This window comes from Mesorhizobium sp. M7A.F.Ca.CA.001.04.2.1, from assembly GCF_003998485.1.
GTDB lineage: Bacteria > Pseudomonadota > Alphaproteobacteria > Rhizobiales > Rhizobiaceae > Mesorhizobium > Mesorhizobium ciceri.
On sequence record NZ_RZQT01000097.1, the window covers coordinates 1 to 21,727 of the forward strand.

At 62.6% G+C, this 21,727-nt stretch carries 25 protein-coding genes and 1 tRNA gene; 18 read left to right on the forward strand and 8 right to left on the reverse strand.

Going from position 1 to position 21,727, the window contains the following annotated elements:
• The 6 genes from EN955_RS24835 to EN955_RS24860 form a co-directional block, all read left to right on the forward strand.
• Positions 1-849: sugar ABC transporter permease (locus EN955_RS24835; protein WP_164769907.1), on the forward strand; the 849-nt coding region annotated here is incomplete at its 5' end.
• 1 nt (position 850) lies between these two features.
• Positions 851-1,765, forward strand: a complete 915-nt coding sequence (locus tag EN955_RS24840) for a carbohydrate ABC transporter permease (protein ID WP_013531809.1) — start codon at positions 851-853, stop codon at positions 1,763-1,765.
• Positions 1,762-2,055: a DUF2160 domain-containing protein gene (locus EN955_RS24845; RefSeq protein WP_024503495.1), complete on the forward strand. Its 294-nt coding sequence runs from the start codon at positions 1,762-1,764 to the stop codon at positions 2,053-2,055. The genes EN955_RS24840 and EN955_RS24845 overlap by 4 nt, the downstream gene beginning before the upstream one ends.
• 79 nt (positions 2,056-2,134) lie before the next feature.
• The gene (locus EN955_RS24850) at positions 2,135-3,862 is read left to right on the forward strand and encodes an ABC transporter substrate-binding protein (RefSeq protein WP_013531807.1); all 1,728 of its coding nucleotides are present in this window, start codon (positions 2,135-2,137) and stop codon (positions 3,860-3,862) included.
• A gap of 200 nt (positions 3,863-4,062) precedes the next feature.
• Positions 4,063-5,556 (forward strand): glycerol kinase GlpK, encoded by a 1,494-nt coding sequence (gene glpK / locus EN955_RS24855; protein WP_024503494.1) that lies wholly within the window; start codon positions 4,063-4,065, stop codon positions 5,554-5,556.
• A 27-nt stretch (positions 5,557-5,583) separates the two neighbouring features.
• Entirely contained in the window at positions 5,584-6,057 is a 474-nt protein-coding gene (locus EN955_RS24860) for a DUF6882 domain-containing protein (RefSeq protein ID WP_024503493.1), read from the forward strand.
• 87 nt (positions 6,058-6,144) lie between these two features.
• Here the strand turns inward: EN955_RS24860 and EN955_RS24865 are convergent, their stop codons facing one another.
• Positions 6,145-6,630 carry a BA14K family protein gene (locus EN955_RS24865; protein WP_024503492.1) on the reverse strand — a complete coding sequence of 162 codons (486 nt, stop codon included), beginning with the start codon at positions 6,628-6,630 and terminating at the stop codon, positions 6,145-6,147.
• A 259-nt stretch (positions 6,631-6,889) separates the two neighbouring features.
• Between EN955_RS24865 and EN955_RS24870 the strand changes: the two genes are divergently transcribed.
• Positions 6,890-6,965 (forward strand) — tRNA-Lys (locus tag EN955_RS24870).
• 64 nt (positions 6,966-7,029) lie between these two features.
• On the opposite strand, the gene EN955_RS24875 is transcribed toward EN955_RS24870, so the two are convergent.
• The 5 genes from EN955_RS24875 to EN955_RS24895 form a co-directional block, all read right to left on the reverse strand.
• Complete coding sequence (locus EN955_RS24875) at positions 7,030-7,500, reverse strand: nucleoside deaminase (protein ID WP_024503491.1); 471 nt, start codon at positions 7,498-7,500, stop codon at positions 7,030-7,032.
• 251 nt (positions 7,501-7,751) lie between these two features.
• Positions 7,752-8,891, reverse strand: a complete 1,140-nt coding sequence (dprA, locus tag EN955_RS24880) for a DNA-processing protein DprA (RefSeq protein ID WP_024503490.1) — start codon at positions 8,889-8,891, stop codon at positions 7,752-7,754.
• A complete protein-coding gene (gene plsY, locus EN955_RS24885; RefSeq protein WP_024503489.1) occupies positions 8,888-9,475 on the reverse strand; it encodes a glycerol-3-phosphate 1-O-acyltransferase PlsY in 588 nt (195 codons plus the stop codon). The genes dprA and plsY overlap by 4 nt, the downstream gene beginning before the upstream one ends.
• Positions 9,476-9,535: 60 nt before the next feature.
• Positions 9,536-10,822 carry a dihydroorotase gene (locus EN955_RS24890; RefSeq protein ID WP_024503488.1) on the reverse strand — a complete coding sequence of 429 codons (1,287 nt, stop codon included), beginning with the start codon at positions 10,820-10,822 and terminating at the stop codon, positions 9,536-9,538.
• Complete coding sequence (locus EN955_RS24895; protein WP_013531794.1) at positions 10,819-11,778, reverse strand: aspartate carbamoyltransferase catalytic subunit; 960 nt, start codon at positions 11,776-11,778, stop codon at positions 10,819-10,821. Before EN955_RS24895 ends, EN955_RS24890 begins: the two co-directional genes overlap by 4 nt.
• A gap of 193 nt (positions 11,779-11,971) precedes the next feature.
• Here EN955_RS24895 and EN955_RS24900 point away from each other — a divergent pair, with 193 nt between their 5' ends.
• From EN955_RS24900 to EN955_RS24910, 3 genes are all read left to right on the forward strand, one after another.
• A complete protein-coding gene (locus tag EN955_RS24900; RefSeq protein WP_013531793.1) occupies positions 11,972-13,600 on the forward strand; it encodes a DNA alkylation response protein in 1,629 nt (542 codons plus the stop codon).
• Between the two features lie 194 nt (positions 13,601-13,794).
• Entirely contained in the window at positions 13,795-14,364 is a 570-nt protein-coding gene (locus EN955_RS24905) for a hypothetical protein (protein WP_013531792.1), read from the forward strand.
• Entirely contained in the window at positions 14,364-14,705 is a 342-nt protein-coding gene (locus EN955_RS24910; protein ID WP_013531791.1) for a DUF6105 family protein, read from the forward strand. The genes EN955_RS24905 and EN955_RS24910 overlap by 1 nt, the downstream gene beginning before the upstream one ends.
• Here EN955_RS24910 and ruvX read toward each other — a convergent pair.
• Entirely contained in the window at positions 14,623-15,129 is a 507-nt protein-coding gene (ruvX, locus tag EN955_RS24915) for a Holliday junction resolvase RuvX (protein ID WP_013531790.1), read from the reverse strand. The two genes, EN955_RS24910 and ruvX, sit on opposite strands and share 83 nt — an antisense overlap.
• Before the next feature lie 122 nt (positions 15,130-15,251).
• Between ruvX and EN955_RS24920 the strand changes: the two genes are divergently transcribed.
• The 7 genes from EN955_RS24920 (at position 15,252) to EN955_RS24950 (ending at position 20,179) form a co-directional block, all read left to right on the forward strand.
• On the forward strand, positions 15,252-15,959 hold the full coding sequence (locus EN955_RS24920; protein WP_024503487.1) for a metal-dependent hydrolase: 708 nt from the start codon (positions 15,252-15,254) through the stop codon (positions 15,957-15,959).
• 24 nt (positions 15,960-15,983) lie between these two features.
• Positions 15,984-16,400, forward strand: coding sequence for a hypothetical protein (locus tag EN955_RS24925; protein WP_024503486.1), 417 nt, complete (start codon positions 15,984-15,986; stop codon positions 16,398-16,400).
• A 131-nt stretch (positions 16,401-16,531) separates the two neighbouring features.
• Positions 16,532-16,819 (forward strand): Asp-tRNA(Asn)/Glu-tRNA(Gln) amidotransferase subunit GatC, encoded by a 288-nt coding sequence (gatC, locus tag EN955_RS24930; RefSeq protein WP_013531787.1) that lies wholly within the window; start codon positions 16,532-16,534, stop codon positions 16,817-16,819.
• Positions 16,820-16,827: 8 nt separating this feature from the next.
• Positions 16,828-17,283 carry a GNAT family N-acetyltransferase gene (locus EN955_RS24935; protein WP_024503485.1) on the forward strand — a complete coding sequence of 152 codons (456 nt, stop codon included), beginning with the start codon at positions 16,828-16,830 and terminating at the stop codon, positions 17,281-17,283.
• Positions 17,283-18,848 carry an amidase family protein gene (locus EN955_RS24940; RefSeq protein WP_024503484.1) on the forward strand — a complete coding sequence of 522 codons (1,566 nt, stop codon included), beginning with the start codon at positions 17,283-17,285 and terminating at the stop codon, positions 18,846-18,848. Before EN955_RS24935 ends, EN955_RS24940 begins: the two co-directional genes overlap by 1 nt.
• Before the next feature lies 1 nt (position 18,849).
• Complete coding sequence (locus tag EN955_RS24945) at positions 18,850-19,380, forward strand: hypothetical protein (protein WP_024503483.1); 531 nt, start codon at positions 18,850-18,852, stop codon at positions 19,378-19,380.
• Positions 19,381-19,387: 7 nt separating this feature from the next.
• Positions 19,388-20,179 (forward strand): YdcF family protein, encoded by a 792-nt coding sequence (locus EN955_RS24950; protein WP_024503482.1) that lies wholly within the window; start codon positions 19,388-19,390, stop codon positions 20,177-20,179.
• On the opposite strand, the gene EN955_RS24955 is transcribed toward EN955_RS24950, so the two are convergent.
• Complete coding sequence (locus EN955_RS24955; RefSeq protein WP_013531782.1) at positions 20,158-20,871, reverse strand: DUF599 domain-containing protein; 714 nt, start codon at positions 20,869-20,871, stop codon at positions 20,158-20,160. The two genes, EN955_RS24950 and EN955_RS24955, sit on opposite strands and share 22 nt — an antisense overlap.
• A 178-nt stretch (positions 20,872-21,049) precedes the next feature.
• Here EN955_RS24955 and EN955_RS24960 point away from each other — a divergent pair.
• A partial coding sequence (locus tag EN955_RS24960; protein ID WP_281034485.1) for a serine dehydratase beta chain occupies positions 21,050-21,727 on the forward strand: 678 nt, incomplete at its 3' end.

Below are 21,727 nucleotides of genomic sequence, written 5' to 3' on the forward strand. Positions count from 1 at the left end.
AACAAGGCCTGGTTCCTGGTGCTGCCGGTGCTGGTGCTGGTGGCGTTCTCGGCGGTCATCCCGCTGATGACCGTCGTCAACTATTCGGTGCAGGACACTTTCGGCAACAACGTCTTCTTCTGGGCCGGCACCGAATGGTTCGAGGAACTGCTGTCTTCCAGCCGTTTCTGGGAAGCGATGGTCCGCAACCTGATCTTCTCCTTCATCATCCTGGCCATCGAAGTGCCGCTCGGCATCTTCATTGCGCTCAACATGCCGAAAAAGGGCTGGGGCGTGCCGGTCTGCCTGGTCCTGATGGCGCTGCCGCTGCTGATTCCGTGGAACGTCGTCGGCACCATCTGGCAGGTCTTCGGCCGCAACGACATCGGCCTGCTCGGCTACTACGTCAACGCGCTCGGCATCGACTACAACTATGTGCAGGACCCGTTCGATGCCTGGGTCACCGTCATCATCATGGATGTCTGGCACTGGACCAGCCTCGTCGTGCTGCTCTGCTATGCCGGCCTGGTCTCCATTCCGGATGCCTTCTATCAGGCGGCCAAGATCGATGGCGCCTCGCGCTGGGCGGTGTTCCGCTACATCCAGCTGCCGAAGATGAACAGGGTGCTGCTGATCGCCGTGCTGCTTCGCTTCATGGACTCATTCATGATCTATACCGAACCCTTCGTGGTGACGGGCGGCGGTCCCGGCAACTCGACGACATTCCTGTCGATCGACCTCGTCAAGACCGCGCTCGGCCAGTTCGACCTCGGTCCGGCCGCAGCCATGTCGCTGGTCTACTTCCTCATCGTCCTTCTGCTGTCATGGGTCTTCTACACCGTGATGACCAACTACGACGCGGAGCGCTGAGATGACCGGCGCCAACGAAAGAGCCGATAGAGTGAGCGAGACCACAGCAGCGGGCAAACTGGCGAGCACACTCTCGCAGGATCAGGTCGCCCGGCTGATGCGCAAACGCGGCGAGGAATCGCGCTGGTGGTGGATCGTGCCGACGATCTACATCGTCGTGCTTTTGCTGCCGATCTACTGGCTCATCAACATGAGCTTCAAGACCAATGCCGAGATCGTCTCCTCGCTGACGCTCTATCCGCACCAGCCGACGCTCGCCAACTACGTCACCATCTTCACCGACGCCTCCTGGTACTCGGGCTACATCAACTCGATCACCTATGTGGTGATGAATATGGTGATTTCGGTGGCTGCCGCGCTGCCGGCAGCCTACGCCTTCTCGCGCTACCGCTTCCTCGGCGACAAGCACCTGTTCTTTTGGCTGCTGACCAACCGCATGGCGCCGCCGGCGGTGTTCGCGCTGCCGTTCTTCCAGCTCTATTCGGCCTTCGGCCTGATCGACACGCACATTGCGGTGGCGCTGGCGCACTGCCTGTTCAACGTGCCGCTGGCGGTGTGGATCCTCGAAGGCTTCATGTCGGGTGTGCCGAAGGAAATCGACGAAACCGCCTATATCGACGGCTATTCGTTCCCGCGCTTCTTCGTCAGAATCTTCATGCCCCTGATCGCCAGCGGCATCGGCGTGGCCTGCTTCTTCTGCTTCATGTTCTCGTGGGTGGAACTGCTTATCGCCCGTACGCTGACCACCACCGACGCCAAGCCGATCGCCGCCACCATGACCCGCACGGTTTCGGCCGCTGGCATGGACTGGGGCCTGCTCGCCGCCGCCGGCGTGCTGACGTTGATCCCCGGCGCGCTCGTCATCTGGTTTGTGCGCAATTATATCGCCAAGGGCTTCGCCCTGGGGAGGGTTTGACGATGAATTTCGACCTCACCTGGATGGCGTGGACGTGGCCGACGGCGGCCTTTTTCGGGACCATCCTTCTGCTGCTGTGCGGCATGGCGGCTTGGGAATACGCTTCGCCGGGCGGCAATCCGCGCGTCGGCGTGCTGCGCTTCGAGACAACGCGCGGCGACCGTCTTTTCCTGTCGCTGCTTGGCAGCGCCTTTATCCATCTCGCTTGGTTGGGTCTTGTCGGATCCAACCTGTGGTGGGCTCTCGCTCTCTCCGTGGTCTACGCCATTGGCGTGTTCCGCTACGTATAGAGGGGGAAACTGTTGGAGCGACCACGTGCCGGCGGCCGCTCCAGATCGCACTTGAACCTTAAAACTGTGGAGGAAACACATGCGAAGGCAATTTTTAACATCAACGACGGCCCTTGTCCTGTTGCTGGGCGTGGGCAATGCCTATGCCGGGATGGACGAGGCAAAGGCTTTCCTGGACAAGGAAATCGGCCCGCTCTCGACGCTCGACCGCGCTGGCCAGGAAGCCGAAATGCAGTGGTTCATCGATGCCGCGAAGCCTTTCGCCGGCATGGACATCAAGGTCGTTTCGGAAACCATCGCCACGCACCAGTATGAATCGCAGGTGCTGGCGCCGGCCTTTACCGCCATCACCGGCATCAAGATCACGCATGACGTCATCCAGGAAGGCGACGTCGTCGAGAAGATCCAGACCCAGATGCAGACGGGTCAGAACCTTTATGACGGCTGGGTCAACGATTCCGACCTGATCGGCACCCACTGGCGCTACCAGCAGGTGCGCAATTTGACCGACTGGATGGCGGGCGAGGGCAAGGATGTCACCAACCCGAACCTCGACCTGAAGGATTTTATCGGCACCTCGTTCACGACCGCTCCGGACAAGAAGCTCTACCAGCTTCCCGACCAGCAGTTCGCGAACCTCTACTGGTTCCGTTACGACTGGTTCAACGACGAGAAGAACAAGGCGGACTTCAAGGCCAAGTACGGCTACGACCTTGGCGTTCCCGTCAACTGGTCTGCCTATGAGGACATCGCCGAGTTCTTCACCGGCCGCGAGATCGACGGCAAGAAGGTCTATGGCCACATGGACTACGGCAAGAAGGACCCGTCGCTCGGCTGGCGGTTCACCGACGCCTGGCTGTCGATGGCCGGCAATGGCGACAAGGGCCTGCCGAACGGTCTGCCGGTCGATGAGTGGGGCATTAAGGTCGACGAGAATTCGCGTCCGGTCGGCTCCTGCACGGCGCGCGGGGGCGACACCAATGGCCCGGCCGCCGTCTACTCGATCCAGAAATACCTCGACTGGCTGAAGGCCTACGCTCCGGCGGAAGCCCAGGGCATGACCTTCTCCGAATCCGGCCCGGTTCCGGCGCAGGGCGCGGTTGCCCAGCAGATCTTCTGGTACACCGCCTTCACCGCTTCGATGGTCGATGCCGGCGCCAAGGCGGTGCTGAACGACGACGGTACGCCCAAGTGGCGCATGGCGCCGTCGCCGCATGGCGTCTACTGGAAGGACGGCATGAAGCTCGGCTATCAGGACGTCGGCTCCTGGACGCTGATGAAGTCGACCCCGACCGACCGCGCCAAGGCCGCCTGGCTCTACGCGCAGTTCGTCACCTCGAAGACAGTCGACGTGAAGAAGAGCCATGTCGGCTTGACCTTCATCCGCGAGAGCACGATCCACGACAAGAGCTTCACCGAGCGGGCTCCGAAGCTCGGCGGCCTGATCGAGTTCTACCGTTCGCCGGCCCGCGTTCAGTGGTCGCCGACCGGCACCAACGTGCCTGACTATCCGAAGCTGGCACAGCTCTGGTGGCAGGCGATCGGCGATGCGTCGTCGGGTGCCAAGACGGCGCAGGAAGCGATGGACTCGCTCTGCGGCGAGCAGGAAAAGGTCATGAGCCGCATCGAGAAGTCGGGTGTCCAGGGCGATATCGGCCCGAAGATGGCCGAAGAGCATGACCTCGCCTACTGGAACGCCGACGCGGTCAAGAAAGGCAATCTCGCTCCTCAGCTCAAGATCGAGAACGAGAAGGAAAAGCCGATCACCATCAACTACGACGAGCTGGTGAAGAGCTGGCAGAAGTAACCTTGGTGCCGGCGTTCGCGCCTGCATCATGAGAATAGGGGGAGGCGGCATCTTGCCGTCTCCCCTGTTTGTGTAAAAGACTAAAGCGCGTCGCGTTGAGATGGATTCATGCAACGCGCTTTAGGTCTTTGTTTTTGTGCATGTCGTTCTCCCAAAATCGAGGTCACCTTTGGGCGACATGCATTAAGCGGGGAAGCAGAATGACCGGATACATCCTTGCCATCGACCAGGGCACGACTTCGACCCGGGCGATCCTGTTCGACGGCGATATGAAGGTTGCCGGCAGCGGGCAGAAGGAATTCACCCAGCACTATCCGGCCTCCGGCTGGGTCGAGCACGATCCCGAAGACATCTGGGCGAGCGTGGTGACGACCGTGAAGGCGGCGCTGAAGAATGCCGGCCGGGCTGCTTCCGAGGTGGCCGCGCTCGGCATCACCAATCAGCGCGAGACCATCGTCATCTGGGACAAGGCGACCGGCAAGCCGATCCACAATGCCATTGTCTGGCAGGACCGGCGCACCACGCCGCTGTGCCAGAAACTGAAGAAGCAGGGACTGGAGAAAAAGTTCACCAAAAAAACCGGCCTGCTGCTTGATCCGTATTTTTCCGGTACCAAGATCGCCTGGATGCTAGACAAGGTAAAAGGGGCGCGGCGTCGTGCCGAGAAGGGCGAGTTGCTCGCCGGCACCATCGACAGCTTTCTGATCTGGCGGCTGACCGGCGGCAAGGTCCACGCCACGGATGCCACCAACGCGTCGCGCACGCTGGTCTACAATATCGAGAAAAATGCCTGGGACAACGAACTGCTGTCGATACTGAACATCCCGGCGAAAATGCTACCCGAGGTAAAGGACTGCGCCGATGACTATGGAATCACGGAGAAAAATCTCTTCGGCGCCGAGATAAGAATCCTCGGTGTTGCCGGCGACCAGCATGCGGCGACCATCGGCCAGGCCTGTTTCGAGCCGGGCATGATGAAATCCACCTACGGCACGGGCTGCTTTGCTCTGCTCAACACCGGCAGCGACCTTGTGCGTTCGAAGAACCGGCTCTTGACCACTATTGCCTACAGGCTGAACGGCAAGACCACTTATGCGCTGGAGGGCTCGATCTTCATTGCCGGCGCCGCGGTCCAATGGCTGCGCGACGGCATCAAGGTGATCGGCAAGGCCGAGCAAAGCGGCAAGCTGGCTGCCGAGGCTGATCCAACGCAAAACGTCTATCTGGTGCCGGCCTTCGTCGGGCTCGGCGCGCCGCATTGGGACGCCGAGGCACGCGGCGCCATTTTCGGGCTGACGCGCAATTCCGGGCCGGCGGAATTCGCCCGCGCCGCACTCGAATCCGTCGCCTACCAGACGCGCGACCTGCTCGACGCCATGCGTAAGGACTGGAAGGGAGCTTCGGCCAAGACCGTACTGCGGGTCGACGGCGGCATGGTTGCGTCGGACTGGACCATGCAGCGGCTGGCCGATATCCTCGATGCACCGGTCGACCGTCCGACCATTCTCGAGACGACGGCGCTGGGTGCAGCGTGGCTCGCGGGCTCGAAAGCTGGCGTTTGGCCGGATGCCAAAAAGTTTGCGAAGAGCTGGGCGCTGGAGCGGAGGTTCCAGCCGGATATGGATGGCTCTGTGCGCGCAGACAAGCTCGCTGGTTGGCGCGATGCTGTGCGCAGGACGCTGAGCGTGTCATAACCGTTGTCTGATGGGGCGAGGGGAATAATGAATCCAGACTGGTATCCTGCTTGGCGCGACGAGGCTATCGAACAACTGAATGCCAAGAATGACCGCTTGGAGAAAGACTTCCAGCTCGGCCACTGGTCTCGCTACGATTATGACATCGAGACCAGAAGACTTTTGTTTTCCAACGGTGAAGAAATCAAAGTGACCGCAGAGGTCCAGATTGCCGGCTCCACGAGCGCTAAGTCGCAGAGTTGGCTCTGGGCCTGGGCAAATTCAAATTGGCCCGACGACGTTATGATCGACGCAAAGCGGGTTCGATCTTTCGGCGAGACAAATAGCATCGACGAACTGACCCAGTCTTACGTGACGGATGTCGATGACGACCTGGAAGTGCTTGGTTGGGAACTGAGCGCCGCGGCGGTTCGAATTTGCGACGCCCTTGGAGCATATCGCTCACCTTCGGAAGGCGATGCACGTTTTTACATCATCAAGGCCATCAGTTGGGCTGGCTGATGCCGGCTCCCATGCTTACTGAAAGAGAAGACCCGCGACAGATTCTGGCACGGGTCTACTCGTCAGCTATTGGCACTCACTCACGAATCAGTAAGGCGAACGGCACTCCTTGCGAGGGCCGTAGTTCGGCTGGAACGTGTTGTCCGAAGCACGGTAGCTGCGATAGCGATCGTAGCACCACTGGACGTGAGCGTTGCCTCCGTAGACGCGATTGTTCTCGTTGTTGATGATGGCACCGGTGATCAGGGCGCCGGTCGCGAACGCTGCGAGCGGGAACCAATAATCGCCATGGCGGCGGTAGCCGGGGCGATATTCGCGATAGCCGCGATGGCCGTTCCAATACGCGCCGCGATTGCGGGAAAAATTGCGGTCACGCGAAAAACTGCGGTCGCGCGAAAAATTGCGATTATAGCGGTCCTTGCGCCACTCCCGATACTGGACCGTCTGCACATCCGGCACCGCGACCTGGGATTGCGGCACATAGTTCGGTTGGGCGTTCACCGACACGGCCTCCGCCGCAACGAATGTGACGGTGAGAGTGGCCGCCAGCAAGCTCGTTGTGATTCTGTTCATTGGTCTTCTCCTCGATGGTTTGGCGGACGTCCCCGTGTTGGGAAAACGAGCGGGGCATACAATTGTTCCCCAGACCGGATGCCGCAGGCAGCCAGAAATGGCAGTGTTCCTTGGCTGTTCTCCGATCGGCGATGCGTCGGACAAGTGTCGCAATGGGGCGAAGCCGCCCCTGTTTGCGAGCCCTCTTTTTCCGGTTGACCGGTCGAGGCACTCTCCCTATGTTCCGCGCAATTTCGAGGGCCGCCTTTCGCGCCCGCGGGAGCGCGTAGCTCAGCCGGTAGAGCAACTGACTTTTAATCAGTAGGTCTCGGGTTCGAACCCCGACGCGCTCACCAAATCCACGCAATGAACTGTCACCCGTCTCTCGGGAAGGGCACGCCACAACCGGCGGGGAAGCCGTCAGCGCCTCCAGAAATCGCGGTGTGGTGCGAGCAACTCGTCGGCGATTTCGGGGAAGGGGCCAAAGACCTCGATCTTTTTCTGGCCGGAGTCGAGGACGGTGCGCGAAGAGAGGCTCATCGTCGGATTCTCCGCGTGATCCCCGGTGAGCGCCAAGAGCTCGGTCTCCTCGACCCCGTAAACCAGCCGCCCGATATTGGCCCAATATATCGTGCCGGCGCACATGGCGCACGGCTCGAAGGTTGAGACCAGCGTGCATTGCCACAGGAACTCCGGCTCGTAGGCAGCCGCCGCGCGCCGGGCGAGCTCCGTCTCGGCATGGCGCACCGTGTCGAGATTGCCCTGCCGCATCAGCACGCGGTCGTCCGGCCCGACCAGCACGCAACCGAACGGATGATGGCCATGCGCCGCCGCCTCGCGCGCGACCGCGTCGGCGGATCGAAGGTGGGCGAGCATCTGATCGCGTGTCATGGCGGATCCTTAGACGCCGACATCCAACCGATAGCGGCTCTTTGGGCGAAGATTGCTGCCAACGAACGCGAGTGGCAAGAGCAAACCGCCGCTTGAGGCCTTCGTCGGGATCTCAGATCTTTGCCTACAATCGCCGACCGGTCTTGGCGTCGAACAGATGAGCGCAGGCGCGGCAAAGCGGAAAGCCGGTTGAAAAGGCCATCCTCGCCGAGCTTCTCGAAGCAGCTTGGCGGCGCGAAATGCGAACAGCCTCAGACGGAAGGCTCCCCCAACACCAGCGAAACATTGCCGCCGGCGTGGCGCTCGAGCCGGCCGGCGAGATCGAGTTCCAGCAGCACCATGAACACTTGGGCGGGGTGCAGGCGGGTATGGCGGATGATCTCGTCGACCGAGACGGGCGTCGGGCCGAGTGCCTCGATGACGCGGGCGCGGTCGCTTTCGCGGGGCGGTGGTGCGGCCAAGAAGTCGGGCGGCTCTTCGAACGGCGGCACGTCGGGCGCTCGCATGCCGGTCAGCGGCGCGATTGCCCTGGAAATATCCGATACCTCGGTGACCAGGGTGGCGCCCTCCTTGAGCAGGCCGTTGGCGCCGGCGGCGCGTGGATCGAGCGGTGAGCCCGGTACAGCGAAGACCAGTCGGCCCATTTCGCCGGCAAGCCTGGCGCTGATCAGGGACCCAGAGCGTTGCGCTGCCTCGACCACCACCAGCCCAAGGACCGCACCCGCGACAAGGCGGTTGCGGCGCGGAAAATCCTGAGCGCGCGGCTGCCAGCCGAACGGCATCTCCGAAATGATGGCGCCACGCTCGGCAATCTCTTCGCACAGGCCTGCATTTTCAGGCGGATAAGGCTGGTCGAGGCCGCCGGCCAGCACGCCGATCGTGCCGGTCGCAAGACTGCCCTGATGCGCCGCTGTGTCGATGCCGCGCGCCAGGCCGGAGACGATTGCGTAGCCGTCGCGGCCGAGGTCGGCTGCCAGCATGCGCGCCATCTTGATGCCGGCCAGCGACGCGTTGCGTGCCCCGACTATGGCGACACCCGGCAGCCGGAAAACAGCTGCGTTGCCCTTTACCGCCAGCAGGGGCGGCGGATGATCCATGTTGCGCAAGAGGGGTGGATAGTCTGCTTCACCGATGCCGACAAAGCGGGCGCCGGCCTTTCCAGCTGTTTCCAGTTCGGCCTCGGCCTCGGCAACGGACGGGATGCGGGCGATCCGGATGGCGCCGCCCGAAATCATCAGTTCCGGCAGTATTTCAAGCGCCGCTTCGGCTGAGCCGAAGCGGTTGATCAGGTCGCGAAAGGAGGCAGGGCCGACATTCTGGGTGCGGATCAGTCGTAGCCAGCTCAGCCGCTGCCGGTCGCTGAGGCGCGGCCCGGCGGTCGGCTCGCTCATCCCTTGGCTCCGATCTTGCCCTCGGTGCCGGCAAGCAGGCGCGAAATGTTTTCCCGGTGCTTGATGAAAACGATGACGCTCATCACCACGAACAATCCGGCAATTTGCGGCGTGCTCAGGACATAGAGGGCGATCGGCACGATGACCGCCGCCGTCAGCGCCGCAAGCGAGGAATAACGGAAGAGGAATGCCATCACCAGCCAGACGACGGCGAAGATCAGCGCTACCTGCCAGGCAAGGCCGATCAGCACGCCGAGATAGGTGGCGACGCCCTTGCCGCCCTTGAAGCCCAGCCATACCGGGAAGAGATGACCGAGAAAGGCGCCGAGACCGGCCCAGATCGCCAGGTCAGGCGCGAAATAGCCAGCAATCAGTACGGCGGCCGTGCCCTTCAGCACGTCGAGCAACAGCGTCGCCGCGGCTAGGCCCTTGTTGCCGGTGCGCAGAACATTGGTGGCGCCGATGTTGCCCGAGCCGATCTGGCGCACATCGCCAAGGCCGGCCGCGCGGGTGAGCAGAAGCCCGAACGGAATCGAGCCCAGGAGATAGCCGAACACAAGCGCTGGGATGAGGCTGTAAGTCATTGTTTCCCCCGCATTTCCCCCAGTTTGGCCGGATCAGGCGCGGTGCGCGGGTTGTCCGGCTCAGACGGAGAACACTGTGCGGCCCGCAACCAGCGTTTGCAAGACCTTGCCTTGCAGGCGCGCACCTTCGAAACAGGTGTTTTTTGAGCGCGAACGAATGCCGCTTTCGCTGACGATCCAGGGTTCGTCGAGGTCGACAAGCGCAAGATCGGCGACAGCGCCGGGCTTCAGCGTGCCACCGGGCAGTCCGAACAGTTTTGCCGGGGCCGTGGACAGGGTCTCGATCAGCCTCAGCAACGGCACGTCGCCATTGTGGTAGAGCCGCAAGGCCGCGCCCAGCAGCGTCTCCAACCCGATGGCGCCGGCCGCCGCATCGGCGAAGGGCAGGCGCTTGGTGTCGACATCCTGCGGATCGTGCGAGGAGACGATGACGTCGATCGTACCGTCCCTGACCGCCTCGATCATCGCCAGCCGGTCTTCCTCGGCACGCAATGGCGGCGTCAGGCGAAAGAAGGTGCGGTATTCGCCGACATCGTTTTCATTGAGCGACAGATTGTGGATCGCCACGCCTGACGTCACCGTCGCCCCGTCGGCCTTGGCACGCGTCACAGCGTTTGCCGCCATCGCCGTCGAGATCTTCGCCGCATGGTACGAACCGCGCGTCAGCCGCGCCAGCGCAAGGTCGCGTTCCAGCGGGATGGATTCGGCCTCGCGCGGAATGCCGGAAAGGCCGAGCCAGCTGGCGTAGAGGCCTTCATTCATCACGCCGGATGAACCGAGGTCCGCATCCTGCGTCTCATGCACGATGGTGGCGCCGAAGTCGCGCGCATAGGTCAGCGCGCGGCGCATCACCAGCGCACTCGATATGGTGTGGCGGCCATCGGTGAAGGCGACCGCGCCGGCTTCGCGCAGCAGGCCGAACTCGGTCATCTCGCGCCCATCGAGGCCCTTGGTGATCGCCGCAGCCGGAAAGACGTTGACGATAGCCGTGTCTTTCGCGGTGCGCAGCACGAACTCGACAAGCGCCACATTGTCGATCACTGGGTCGGTATCGGGCATCATGACGATGGAGGTGACGCCGCCAGCCGCCGCCGCGACACTCGCCGACGCAATGGTTTCGCGATGCTCGCCGCCCGGTTCGCCGATGAAAACGCGGCCATCGACCAGGCCTGGAATGATCGCCTTGCCGGCGCAGTCGATTATGGTGGCGCCCTCGGGCGCGCCCTGGTTGAGCGCTGCCTTGCCGGCGGCAACGATCTTGCGGCCATCGACGATGACGGCGCCGATTTCGTCGATGCCGCGCGAGGGGTCGACGATGCGGGCGCGCTCAAAGACCGTTATGCTCATGCGCCGCGGCCCTCTTGATTGCGACGGGGATCGAGCAGCGCTTCCATGACCGCCATGCGCACAGCAACGCCCATTTCGACCTGTTCCTGGATGACGCTTTGCGGGCCGTCGGCGATTTCCGAAGCGATCTCGACGCCACGGTTCATCGGTCCGGGGTGCATCACCAACGCGTCGTCTTTGGCCGCCTTCAGTTTTTCCGCATCGAGGCCGAAATAGCGGAAATACTCGCGCACCGAAGGCACGAAGGCGCCTTCCATGCGCTCGCGCTGCAGGCGCAGCATCATCACCACATCGGCGTCCTTGAGGCCTTCGGCCATCGAACGGGTGACGATGACGCCCATCTTCTCGATGCCGGTGGGCAGCAGCGTCGACGGCGCGACGACGCGCACCTGCGCGCCGAGCGCGTTGAGCAGCATGATGTTGGAGCGCGCCACGCGCGAATGCAGGATGTCGCCGCAGATCGCCACGATCAGCTTCGACAGCGGGCCTTTGGCGCGGCGGATGGTCAGCGCGTCGAGCAGCGCCTGTGTCGGGTGCTCATGCGCGCCGTCGCCGGCATTGACGACGGAGCAGCCGACCTTCTGCGCGAGAAGCGCGGCCGCACCGGCCGACTGGTGGCGGATGATCAATATGTCGGGCCGCATGGCATTCAGCGTCATCGCCGTGTCGATGAGCGTTTCGCCCTTCTTCACCGAAGAGCTTGCCACCGACATGTTCATGACATCGGCGCCAAGCCGCTTTCCGGCCAGTTCGAACGACGACTGCGTGCGCGTCGAGGCTTCATAGAACAGGTTGATCTGTGTGCGGCCGCGCAGCGTCGAGGTTTTCTTCTCGGACTGCCGCGAGATCGCGACCGCCCGGTCCGCCCTGTCGAGCAACAGCTCGATGTCGGCAGGGGAAAGGTCGCGGATGCCCAGAAGATGGCGATGAGGATAGGGGGACGAAGCGTCGGTCATCTCAAGGGGCTGCTATAGGGTGGAGACTTTGCGGCTGCAAGCGCCAGCTTTGCATTGGAGCCGTTCTCCTCATTTTTTTCGTGTAGATGGCCGATTGTATCGGCCGGTATTTTCATCGCGCGCGCTGCATGGCTTGGCTATATCTAGCCGACAGCCTCGGATTCGTGGCTTTCTGACGATAGAAGGATTGGGCGTGACCGACGACGTGACGAACCAGCCGCCGCCGCTGACGGGCGGCAACGCCTGGCGGGGCGATCCGTTGCTGATCCAGCTCGCGGAGCGTTTTTCCGATCCGGTGCGCCGGGAACTCGACGGTCTCGGCCGTTTCGTGCTGACGCAGGAGGCGCAGGAACTGGCGCGCCTCGCCAATGTCGAGACGCCGAAGCTGAGGACGCATGATCGCCAAGGACGGCGCATCGACGTGGTCGAGTTCCATCCCGCCTATCACGCCTTGATGCGCCGCTCCGTGGCCAATGGGCTGCATTCCTCGGTGTGGGAAAACGGCGACACCGAGATCGGCCGCCGCCATCAGGTCCGTGCCGCCCGGTTTTATCTGACGGCGGAGCTCGAGACCGGGCATCTGTGCCCCATCACCATGACCAATGCTTCGCTGGCGGCCTTGATGGCAAGCCCGAAACTGTTTCGTGAATGGGCGCCGCGCGTGACGACGCGCAAATATGACCAGAGCCAAAAGCCGCCGGTCGAGAAAACCGGGCTGACGCTCGGCATGGGCATGACCGAGAAACAGGGCGGCACCGATGTGCGCGCCAATGTGACGAGGGCGGAACGCGCCGGCAGCGGTTTTTATCGTCTGACCGGGCACAAATGGTTCATGTCGGCGCCGATGTCGGATGCCTTCCTGGTGCTGGCGCAGGCGCCGGAGGGGCTGTCGTGCTTCCTCGTACCGCGCGTTCTCGGTGACGGCTCGGGCAACGGCTTCCGCTTCCAGCGGCTGAAGGACAAGCTCGGCAACCGTTCCAACGCATCCTCCGAAGTCGAATTCGTCAATGCCATCGGCGAGATGGTCGGCGAACCCGGTGCCGGTGTGAAGACGATCATGGACATGGTGACGCTCACCCGGCTCGATTGTGCCATCGCCTCGTCGGCGATCATGCGCGCGGGCCTCGCCGAGGCCGTTCATCATGCCCGCCATCGTCAGGTGTTCGGTTCGACCCTGATCGAGCAGCCGTTGATGCAGCGCGTGCTGGCCGACATGGCACTCGATGTCGCCGCCGCCACCGCACTGTCGTTCCGGCTGGCGCGGTCCTTCGACGAGGCGGCCAGCGACCGCGGTGAAGCGGCGTTTGCCCGCGCCATGACGCCGGTCGTCAAATACTGGGTCTGCAAGATCGCGCCGCCTTTGCTCTATGAGGCGATGGAGTGCCTCGGCGGCAATGGCTATGTCGAGGAGGCGCCGCTCGCCCGCTATTATCGCGAGGCCCCGGTCAACGCGATCTGGGAGGGCTCGGGCAATGTCATGGCGCTCGACGTGCTGCGCGTGCTTGGCCGTGCGCCCGGCCTGTTCGAGGATGTGCTGGCCGGCATCGACCGCGATCTCGGCGCCGGCGGACGCGGCACGATCGGCGTGCTGAAGGCGGCGATGCAGGTCGCTTCAACCGACGAAGGTTCGGCTCGGCTGCTCACCGAGCAGCTGGCTCTGTCGGCTGCGGCGGCGGAATTGCGCCGTCTGGGGGCAGGGCGGATCGCCGACGCGTTCGTCGAGACGCGATTGGCCGGCCAATGGCGCAACACCTATGGCATGATCGATTCGCGCCACGATGCACGCATGATCATCGACACGCTCTATCCGCCAGTGAACTGAGCCGCGAGCATCGCAAAAACCGGCGCCATCCACAGTTTTGAGGCGTTGGTCCGTATCCTCTCGCATATGGCTAATTTTCGTTAACCTTAACAAATGGTTTCCGTTGCGATGGCGAGCGGCAAGGCCCACTGTCCCGGCGCAAGCAGGCAATGGTTCAGATTGGCCGTCTCCTGCTTTGCGAAGCAGGAACACCGATGCGACAGGTACTGACCTCTTTTCTGACCTTGCACTGGACGATTGTTTTCGCCCTGCTTGCGCTCATCTGCATCGACGGAAACCGTGGTGTGGCGGCGGCGCTCGGCGTGATCGGTGCCACAATCGAGGGTACCCGCTTCGTCAACCTCGACAATTTCGTTGTCGTGGCGCCGCTTGCCACCGCATTGCTGGTCGTCGCGGTTCTGTTTTTCTGGGCCTTTGTCGAAGCCCTGGTCAACGACGCGACCAGCCCGGACGCCGACAGCGTTGCCCGCATCGCCTTCATCTGCGCGTCCGGCGTGTTGTCGCTGATCGTCATCGGGGGTGCTGCGCAAGGCATAAACGGGCTGTTCATGGCCGTTGCCGTGCAGCTGGCAGCACTTCTGGCATCCTATGTCGCCATGCTTGCCGAACGGCGGTCCGTGGTTGCGGCAGCGGCTTCGGGCGAAGGCGAGATCCATGCCGTCGCGCACGGCATGGCAAAAGCCGCAGCCCACAATTCGCTGCTTTCACTCATATCAGGCCGAACGGTGTCCAAAACCGGCTCCAATCCCAGGGGAGGCCGCTGATGCGCTACATCTTCGGATTCTGGGCGGCGCCGATGGCGATTTTCTGGGGCTGGTTCTATCTGTCGGCCAATGACATCAATTTCGGCTACGCGATGCTCAGCCGACAGATGCACGACTTCTTCTTCCAGCTCTACGGTCAGATGCTCGGCATCGATCCGGCGATCATCCCCGGCATGGTGGCGAAGACGTGCGTCTTCGACGGGTTGCTGCTGATGGCGCTTTGGGCATTCCGCCGTCGCCGCGAAATCGCCGGCTGGGTCAGACAGCGCTGGGCGGGTCCGGTTCCGTTCGAGCGGATGCGTGGAGCGACTGAAGCCGGTCCAAAACTCCCTGCAGAATAAACGCGGCTGCCGCCGAATCGATCTTACCGGCGCGCTTGCGGCGCGAGAAATCCATCTCGATCAGCGTCCTTTCGGCCGCGACCGTCGATAGCCTTTCATCCCAGAGCACGAAGGGCAGGTCGCTCATTTGTGCCATGTTACGGACGAAGGCGCGCGATTTCTGCGCACGCGGACCTTCCGAGCCGTCCATGTTGATCGGCAGCCCAATCACCACGGCGCCGGCATTCTCCTTTTGTAGCAAGGCGAGCAGCACCGCCGCATCGAGCGAAAATTTCCTTCGCATGATGACCGGACGCGGATGGGCGAAGGAAAACCTCTGGTCCGAGACCGCGACGCCGATCGTCTTGTCGCCGAGGTCAAGCCCCGCCAGCGTCTTACCGCCGGCTAACCGCGCCGGCAATTCTTCGATCGTGATAATGCCCACCGGCCGTCCTTCGCCTTTCACCACCAGGTGTTTTGTCAAACGCGTGGCGGACAAGTAACCCTTTGATCTCGGGGCCATTGGCGTTCTATCCTTTGGCAAGTCAAAAATCGAGGAATGCATTCATGAAACTGACCTGGTACGGCCACTCGGCCTTTCGGATCGATACCGCTGATGCCAAGATCCTCATCGACCCCTATCTGATAGGCAATCCGTCATGGACGGGTGGCTGGGAGGGCCCGGCTGAGGGTGTCACGCATGTGCTGCTGACGCATGGCCACAGCGACCACATCAGCGGCGCGGTGGAAGTGCTCGGCAAAAGCGGCGCCCAGCTCGTCGCCAATTTCGAGATCTGCATGTATCTGGTCGGCAAGGGCGTCAGCGACAAGAAGATCAATCCCGGCAACATCGGCGGCACCGTCGATTGCGGCAGCTTCACCACCACTTTTGTCCAGGCGCTGCACTCATCCTCGTTCCCGGGCGAGGGCGGCCAGAACACCTATCTCGGCAATCCGGGCGGCCTCGTCCTGCATTTCCCGGAAGACAAAACGCTCTATCACATGGGCGACACCGACATCTTCTCCGACATGGCGCTGATCAACGAGTTGCATGAGCCGAAGATAGGCCTGGTGCCGATCGGCGACCGCTTCACCATGGGCGGCGCGGTGGCGGCACTTGCCTGCCGGCGCTTCTTCAAATTCGACACCGTGGTTCCCTGCCACTTCGGCACGTTTCCGATGATCGACCCGACCGCCGATAAGTTCGAGGCCGGCCTGGAAGGATCCGGTGTAAGGGTGGCGTTGCCGAAAATCGGTGAGACGATTACGATTTAGAAACAGCTAAAGTGGAATAAATCCATGGTATTGGGGCGATCTCTTTGCGTTTCCATGTTTGTCGCGGCGTCGCCCGCGCTCGCCGCGGATGATTTCATCGAAGGCGTCTACCTTCAGTCCGAAGAGCTTTGCACGCAGGCCAAAAAGGACACGCTGCAAACGCTGATCGACGCCGGCAACATCGTGCTTTCGGCACACGGCCTGCAGAGCGTGGAATACAATTGCGAGTTTCTGCAGGTCAGCAAGGCGACCGCTTCGCCGAGCTGGGCGGTGACGGCCCTCTGCCAGGAACCGGGCTATGTCTTCCCAGATGTCCTCTCGGTGACGCAAATGAATGAGAAGCAGATCGATCTCGTGTCGGTCCGGCCCGTCAACGACGAAAGCGAAGCAAGCGGCAACAGCGGCAGCTACTATCTGTGCGAGGGCGTTGCCCTGCCGTAGACATCATCCTGTGCGTGGATCGATGGCCGAAGACTAGGCCGCCGCCGCAGCCTGGTTCTCTCGCACGATGCATGTTGCGCAGCGCGCGCGGCGCCGCTATAGCCCGAACTGGTTTTCCCCGAGGCAAAAACATGTCCGTAGATCTTCAGACAGTGAAGCGCGTCGCGCATCTCGCCCGCATTGCAGTGAGCGAGGAAGATGCCGAACGGATGACCGGCGAGCTGAACGCCATTCTGGGCTTCGTCGAACAGCTGAATGAGGTCGATGTTTCCGGCATCGAACCGATGACCTCGGTGACGCCGATGGACATGAAGAAGCGTCAGGACGTTGTTACTGACGGCGGCAAGGCAGCTGACATCGTCGCCAACGCGCCGGCGACCGAAGAGAATTTCTTCCTCGTGCCGAAGGTCGTGGAGTAAACCGGCCGATGGCAATCGACATCGCCATTGAAACGCCACTGCAGGACGACGTGCGCGGCCTGGTCGAGGAACTCAACCGGACCTTGCTCGAACTGACGCCGCCGGAGCATTGCTACCATCTGACGGTCGAGCAGATGGCTGGTGAGGACACGACTGTCTTCATCGCCCGCGACAACGGCATGGCCATTGGCTGCGGTGCGCTGAAACGCCATGACGGCGCTGTCGGCGAGGTCAAGCGCATGTACACGCGGCCCTCGCATCGCGGGCAGAAGATCGGCGCGAAAATCGTCGAGCAGGTCGAGGCGCTGGCGCGCAACGAGGGGCTGAAGCGCCTGGTGCTGGAGACGGGCGACCGTCACCCCGCGGCGTGGACCGTCTACGAACGCGCCGGGTTTTCGCGTTGCGGCCCGGTGCTGGATTATCCCGATTCCGAGTGGTCGGTGTTTTACGAAAAGAGCCTTTGATGAGCGACCTGACCCAGCTGACGATTTCACAGGCTCGCGCCAAGCTGCACGGCAAGGAAATCACCGCGACCGAGATCACCGAGGCCTATCTCTCGGCCATCGATCGCGCCAATCCCGCGCTCAATGCCTATGTCGCGGTGACAGGCGACAAGGCGCGCGACATGGCCAAGGCGTCCGACGCAAGGCTGGGCAAGGGCGAGGGCGGTGCGCTGGAAGGCATCCCGCTCGGAATCAAGGACCTGTTCGGCACCGAAGGCGTCCATACGCAGGCCTGCAGTCATGTGCTGGACGGGTTCAAGCCGCGCTACGAATCGACCGTTACGTCAAATCTGTGGGCCGACGGTGCCGTCATGCTCGGTAAACTCAACATGGACGAGTTCGCCATGGGCTCGTCCAACGAGACGTCCTACTATGGCCCGGTCATCAATCCGTGGCGGCGCTCGCGCCTAGACACGGTGGTGATGCCGACGACGCATCAGGGTGATGGCGGCTTCGTCTCGGCCGGCGGCACCAGGACCGCGCGCAGCCTGGACAATGCGCAGCTGGTGCCGGGCGGTTCTTCTGGCGGTTCGGCAACCGCAGTGTCGGCCTTCCTGTGTGCCGGCGCGACCGCGACGGATACTGGCGGCTCGATCCGCCAGCCGGCCGCCTTCACCGGCACGGTCGGCATCAAGCCGACCTATGGCCGCTGCTCGCGCTGGGGCATCGTCGCCTTCGCCTCGTCGCTCGACCAGGCCGGCCCGATCGCTCGTGACGTGCGCGATGCCGCGATCCTGCTGAAGTCGATGGCCTCCGTCGATCCGAAGGACACGACGTCGGTCGACATGCCGGTACCGGACTATGAGGCCGCGATCGGCAAGCCGATCAAGGGCATGAAGGTCGGCATTCCCAGGGAGTACCGCGTCGAGGGCATGCCCGAAGAGATCGAAGCGCTGTGGCAGAAGGGCATTGCCTGGCTGAAGGACGCCGGCGCCGAGATCGTCGATATTTCCCTGCCGCATACGAAATACGCGCTGCCCGCCTATTACATCGTGGCGCCCGCCGAGGCTTCGTCCAATCTCGCCCGCTACGATGGCGTCCGCTACGGCTTGCGCGTGCCGGGCAAGGATATCGTCGACATGTATGAGAAGACCCGTGCCGCCGGTTTCGGCCGTGAGGTCAAGCGCCGTATCATGATCGGCACCTATGTGCTGTCGGCCGGCTATTACGACGCCTACTATCTGCAGGCGCAGAAGGTGCGCAATCTGATCAAGCGGGATTTCGAGACTGTCTTCGCCGCCGGCGTCGATGTCATCCTGACCCCGGCAACGCCATCCGCCGCCTTCGGCATCGCCGACGAGGACATGGCTGCCGATCCGGTCAAGATGTACCTGAACGACATCTTCACCGTCACCGTGAACATGGCCGGCCTGCCGGGCATTGCTGTGCCCGCCGGGCTCGACGCCAAGGGCCTGCCGCTCGGGCTTCAGTTGATCGGCCGGCCGTTCGACGAGGAAACCCTGTTCCAGACCGCTGCCGTCATCGAGCAGGCCGCCGGCACATTCCAGCCGGAGAAATGGTGGTAGCATGCCGCCCCCGTCTCGCATTTCCATCGTCGAGACGGAAGACGAACTGCTGATAACCAACCCACCGCGCATCTCGGATTTCAGGATGGGCTTCGTCCTGGTTGGGGCCGCGATCGTTGCCTACACCGGCTACATGGGATTGACCGACACGTCGCCCGCAAACGTCGCCAGCGGCACTCTCGGATTGCTGTCGTTCACTGCGATCATTGCCCTCTTCACCTACTTCCTCGGCAAGGATTTCATGTGGCTGGTGTTCGGCAAGGAAACCCTGCGGCTAACCGACGTGGCAGCCGTGCGCGACGTCAGGGGTTTTGTGCGAAATCGTTCCTCATTGCCTTTGAAAGGGCACCTTGAGGCCGAAATCCTCGACCATACCTATCCAACGGATGAAGCGGGGCTGTCGGAAGTCATCAGGTTGACCAACACCAACGGCGTCCTTGTTTTCGGCAGGGAGTTGAGCCGGCCCGAGGCCGAGGCTGTGACAAGTGCCGTCGAGCACTTCATCAGTCGTGAGAATTCGAGCCGACGATAGGCAGCCAATGTTCTTCTACCTTTCCAAGATCTTCTGGTTCTTCATCCAGCCGCTCAACCTGGCGATCTTCCTGCTGCTAGCGGGACTGCTCGCGGTCACGATCGGGCGCCGACGGTTAGCGGCCGCCGGCAGCGTGCTGGCATTTTTGATCCTTGCACTGTCAGCATGGACGTCGCTCGGCGCCATGATGCTCAATCCGTTGGAAGAGCGCTTTCAACGCCCGCCGCTGCCGGAAAAGGTCGACGGCATCGTCGTGCTCGGCGGCGGCTTCGAGGGCGCCATCAATCTGGCGCGCGGCGGCTATGAGCTGAACAGCAGCGGCGATCGGATGGTCGAGACCGCGATTCTCGCCCGGCGCTTTCCCACCGCCAAGGTGGTCGTCTCCGGCGGCACCGGCGCGTTGTTTCTCGATGGCGAGGGCGATGCCGCAACCGCGCCGCGCCTGCTCACCGCGCTTGGCGTGGCGGCCGACCGTATGATCCTGGAGAACAAGTCCCGCAACACCTATGAGAACGCGGTCTTCACCAAGGAGTTGGTAACGCCGAAGCCCGGCGAGACCTGGCTGCTGGTGACCTCGGCCTTCCATATGCCGCGCGCCAAGGCGCTGTTCGACAAGGCCGGCTTTGCAACCGTTCCATGGCCGGTCGACTATCGCACCTCGGGACGGGAAGGCGTCGGCCTGTTCCGCGACAATCCAGCCGATTCGCTGCAGGCCACCACCATGGCCATCCGGGAATGGATCGGGCTTTTTGCCTACTGGCTGTCAGGCCGGATCGATCAGCCTTTTCCGGGTGGCTGACCGATCACCGCCTGCCTGGCCGCCGAGAAGAACTGGCGCCGCACCAGCACCGCCAGCAGCAACAGCGTCGACAACACGAACACCATGGGGTCGACGAACCAGCCGAGATAACCGATCGAGAAGAACACGCCGCGCAGGCCGGAGTTGAAGTGCTTTCCGGCCAGCATGTTCATTTGCGCCGCACGCCACACCGCCGTTTCGGTGACCGGATTGCGCGAGGCTTCGCCATGCGGGATTGGCACGGCGCCGATCAGGATCGTGCAATAATTGAACAGCCGGTACGCCCAGCCGAATTTGAAGAACGAAAACGCCAGGATCAGCACCAGCCCAAACACCTTTATCTGGAAGGCCGCGCGCGACGGCGCGCCACCCAGAGGCAGGTCGCTGAGCACTTCAAGAACCCGGTCGGACGCGCCGAGCAGGGCAAAGCAGCCGCCGATCGCGATCAGCGAGCTGGAGGCGAAAAAGGCGGTGCCTTGCTGCAGCCCGCTCATGATGGCGGTGTCGACGATGCGGATCTCGCGCTCGGCCATGGTCCGCATCCAGGCTTGCCGCTGTGCATTCATCGCCGTCGTCAGCGACACCCGGCTGACAAGCTTGCCGTCGGAGGCAAACGTGTGCAGCAGCCACGCGACGAGGAAGAAGGCCAGCGCCGCGAGATCGGCTGTCGAAAGATCGAGGGAATCGCCCATGGCCTGAATTTATCACATTCAGCGCGATCGCTTCGATGTCCGCATACAGCGATCGTGCCAATGTCGCTGCCGGAGCAAACAAGGTCGGCGGGTGCAGCGCCGCGATTTCCAAAAGAGCGGAAACATCGTGGGAATTCCTATATGTAGTCCTCGACCTGACTCCAGGAGACAACGCCGCGTGTTCCTTTCGGTTTTCGACCTGTTCAAGATCGGCATAGGACCCTCGAGTTCGCACACGATGGGACCGATGACCGCCGCGGCGCGGTTTCTCGACGAGGTCGCGGGAAATGACTGGCCGCGCCCGGCGGGTGTGAAGGTCGACCGCCTTGGCGCCAGCCTGCACGGGTCACTCGCCTATACCGGCATCGGCCACGGCAGTGACCGCGCCGTCATGCTCGGCCTTGCCGGTCTGACGCCGCAGACGGTCGATCCCGACCAGGCCGATGGCATTGCCAGCCGCATCGCCGCCGAAAAGCGTATTTCGCCGCCCGGCCATCCCACCTATCGCTTCGATCCGGCCACCGATCTGGTGCTGGACCGCAAGACGCCGCTCACCGGCCACGCCAACGGCATGGCGTTCTACGCCTATGATTCCGGCGGCCGCCTGCTGCTCAAGCGCATCTATTATTCGATCGGCGGCGGCTTCGTGGTTTCCGAAGAGGAACTGCAGCGGATGAAGGCCAAGGGATCGGTGACGACGGAAGGCAAGAAAGTGCCTTATCCGTTCAAGAATGCGGTCGAGATGCTGGCCATGGCCGGCAAAAGCGGCCTTTCCATCGCCGACATGAAACGCGTCAACGAGGAGACGCAGATGACGCGCGAGGCGCTCGACGCCGGCCTCGACGGCATCTGGAGC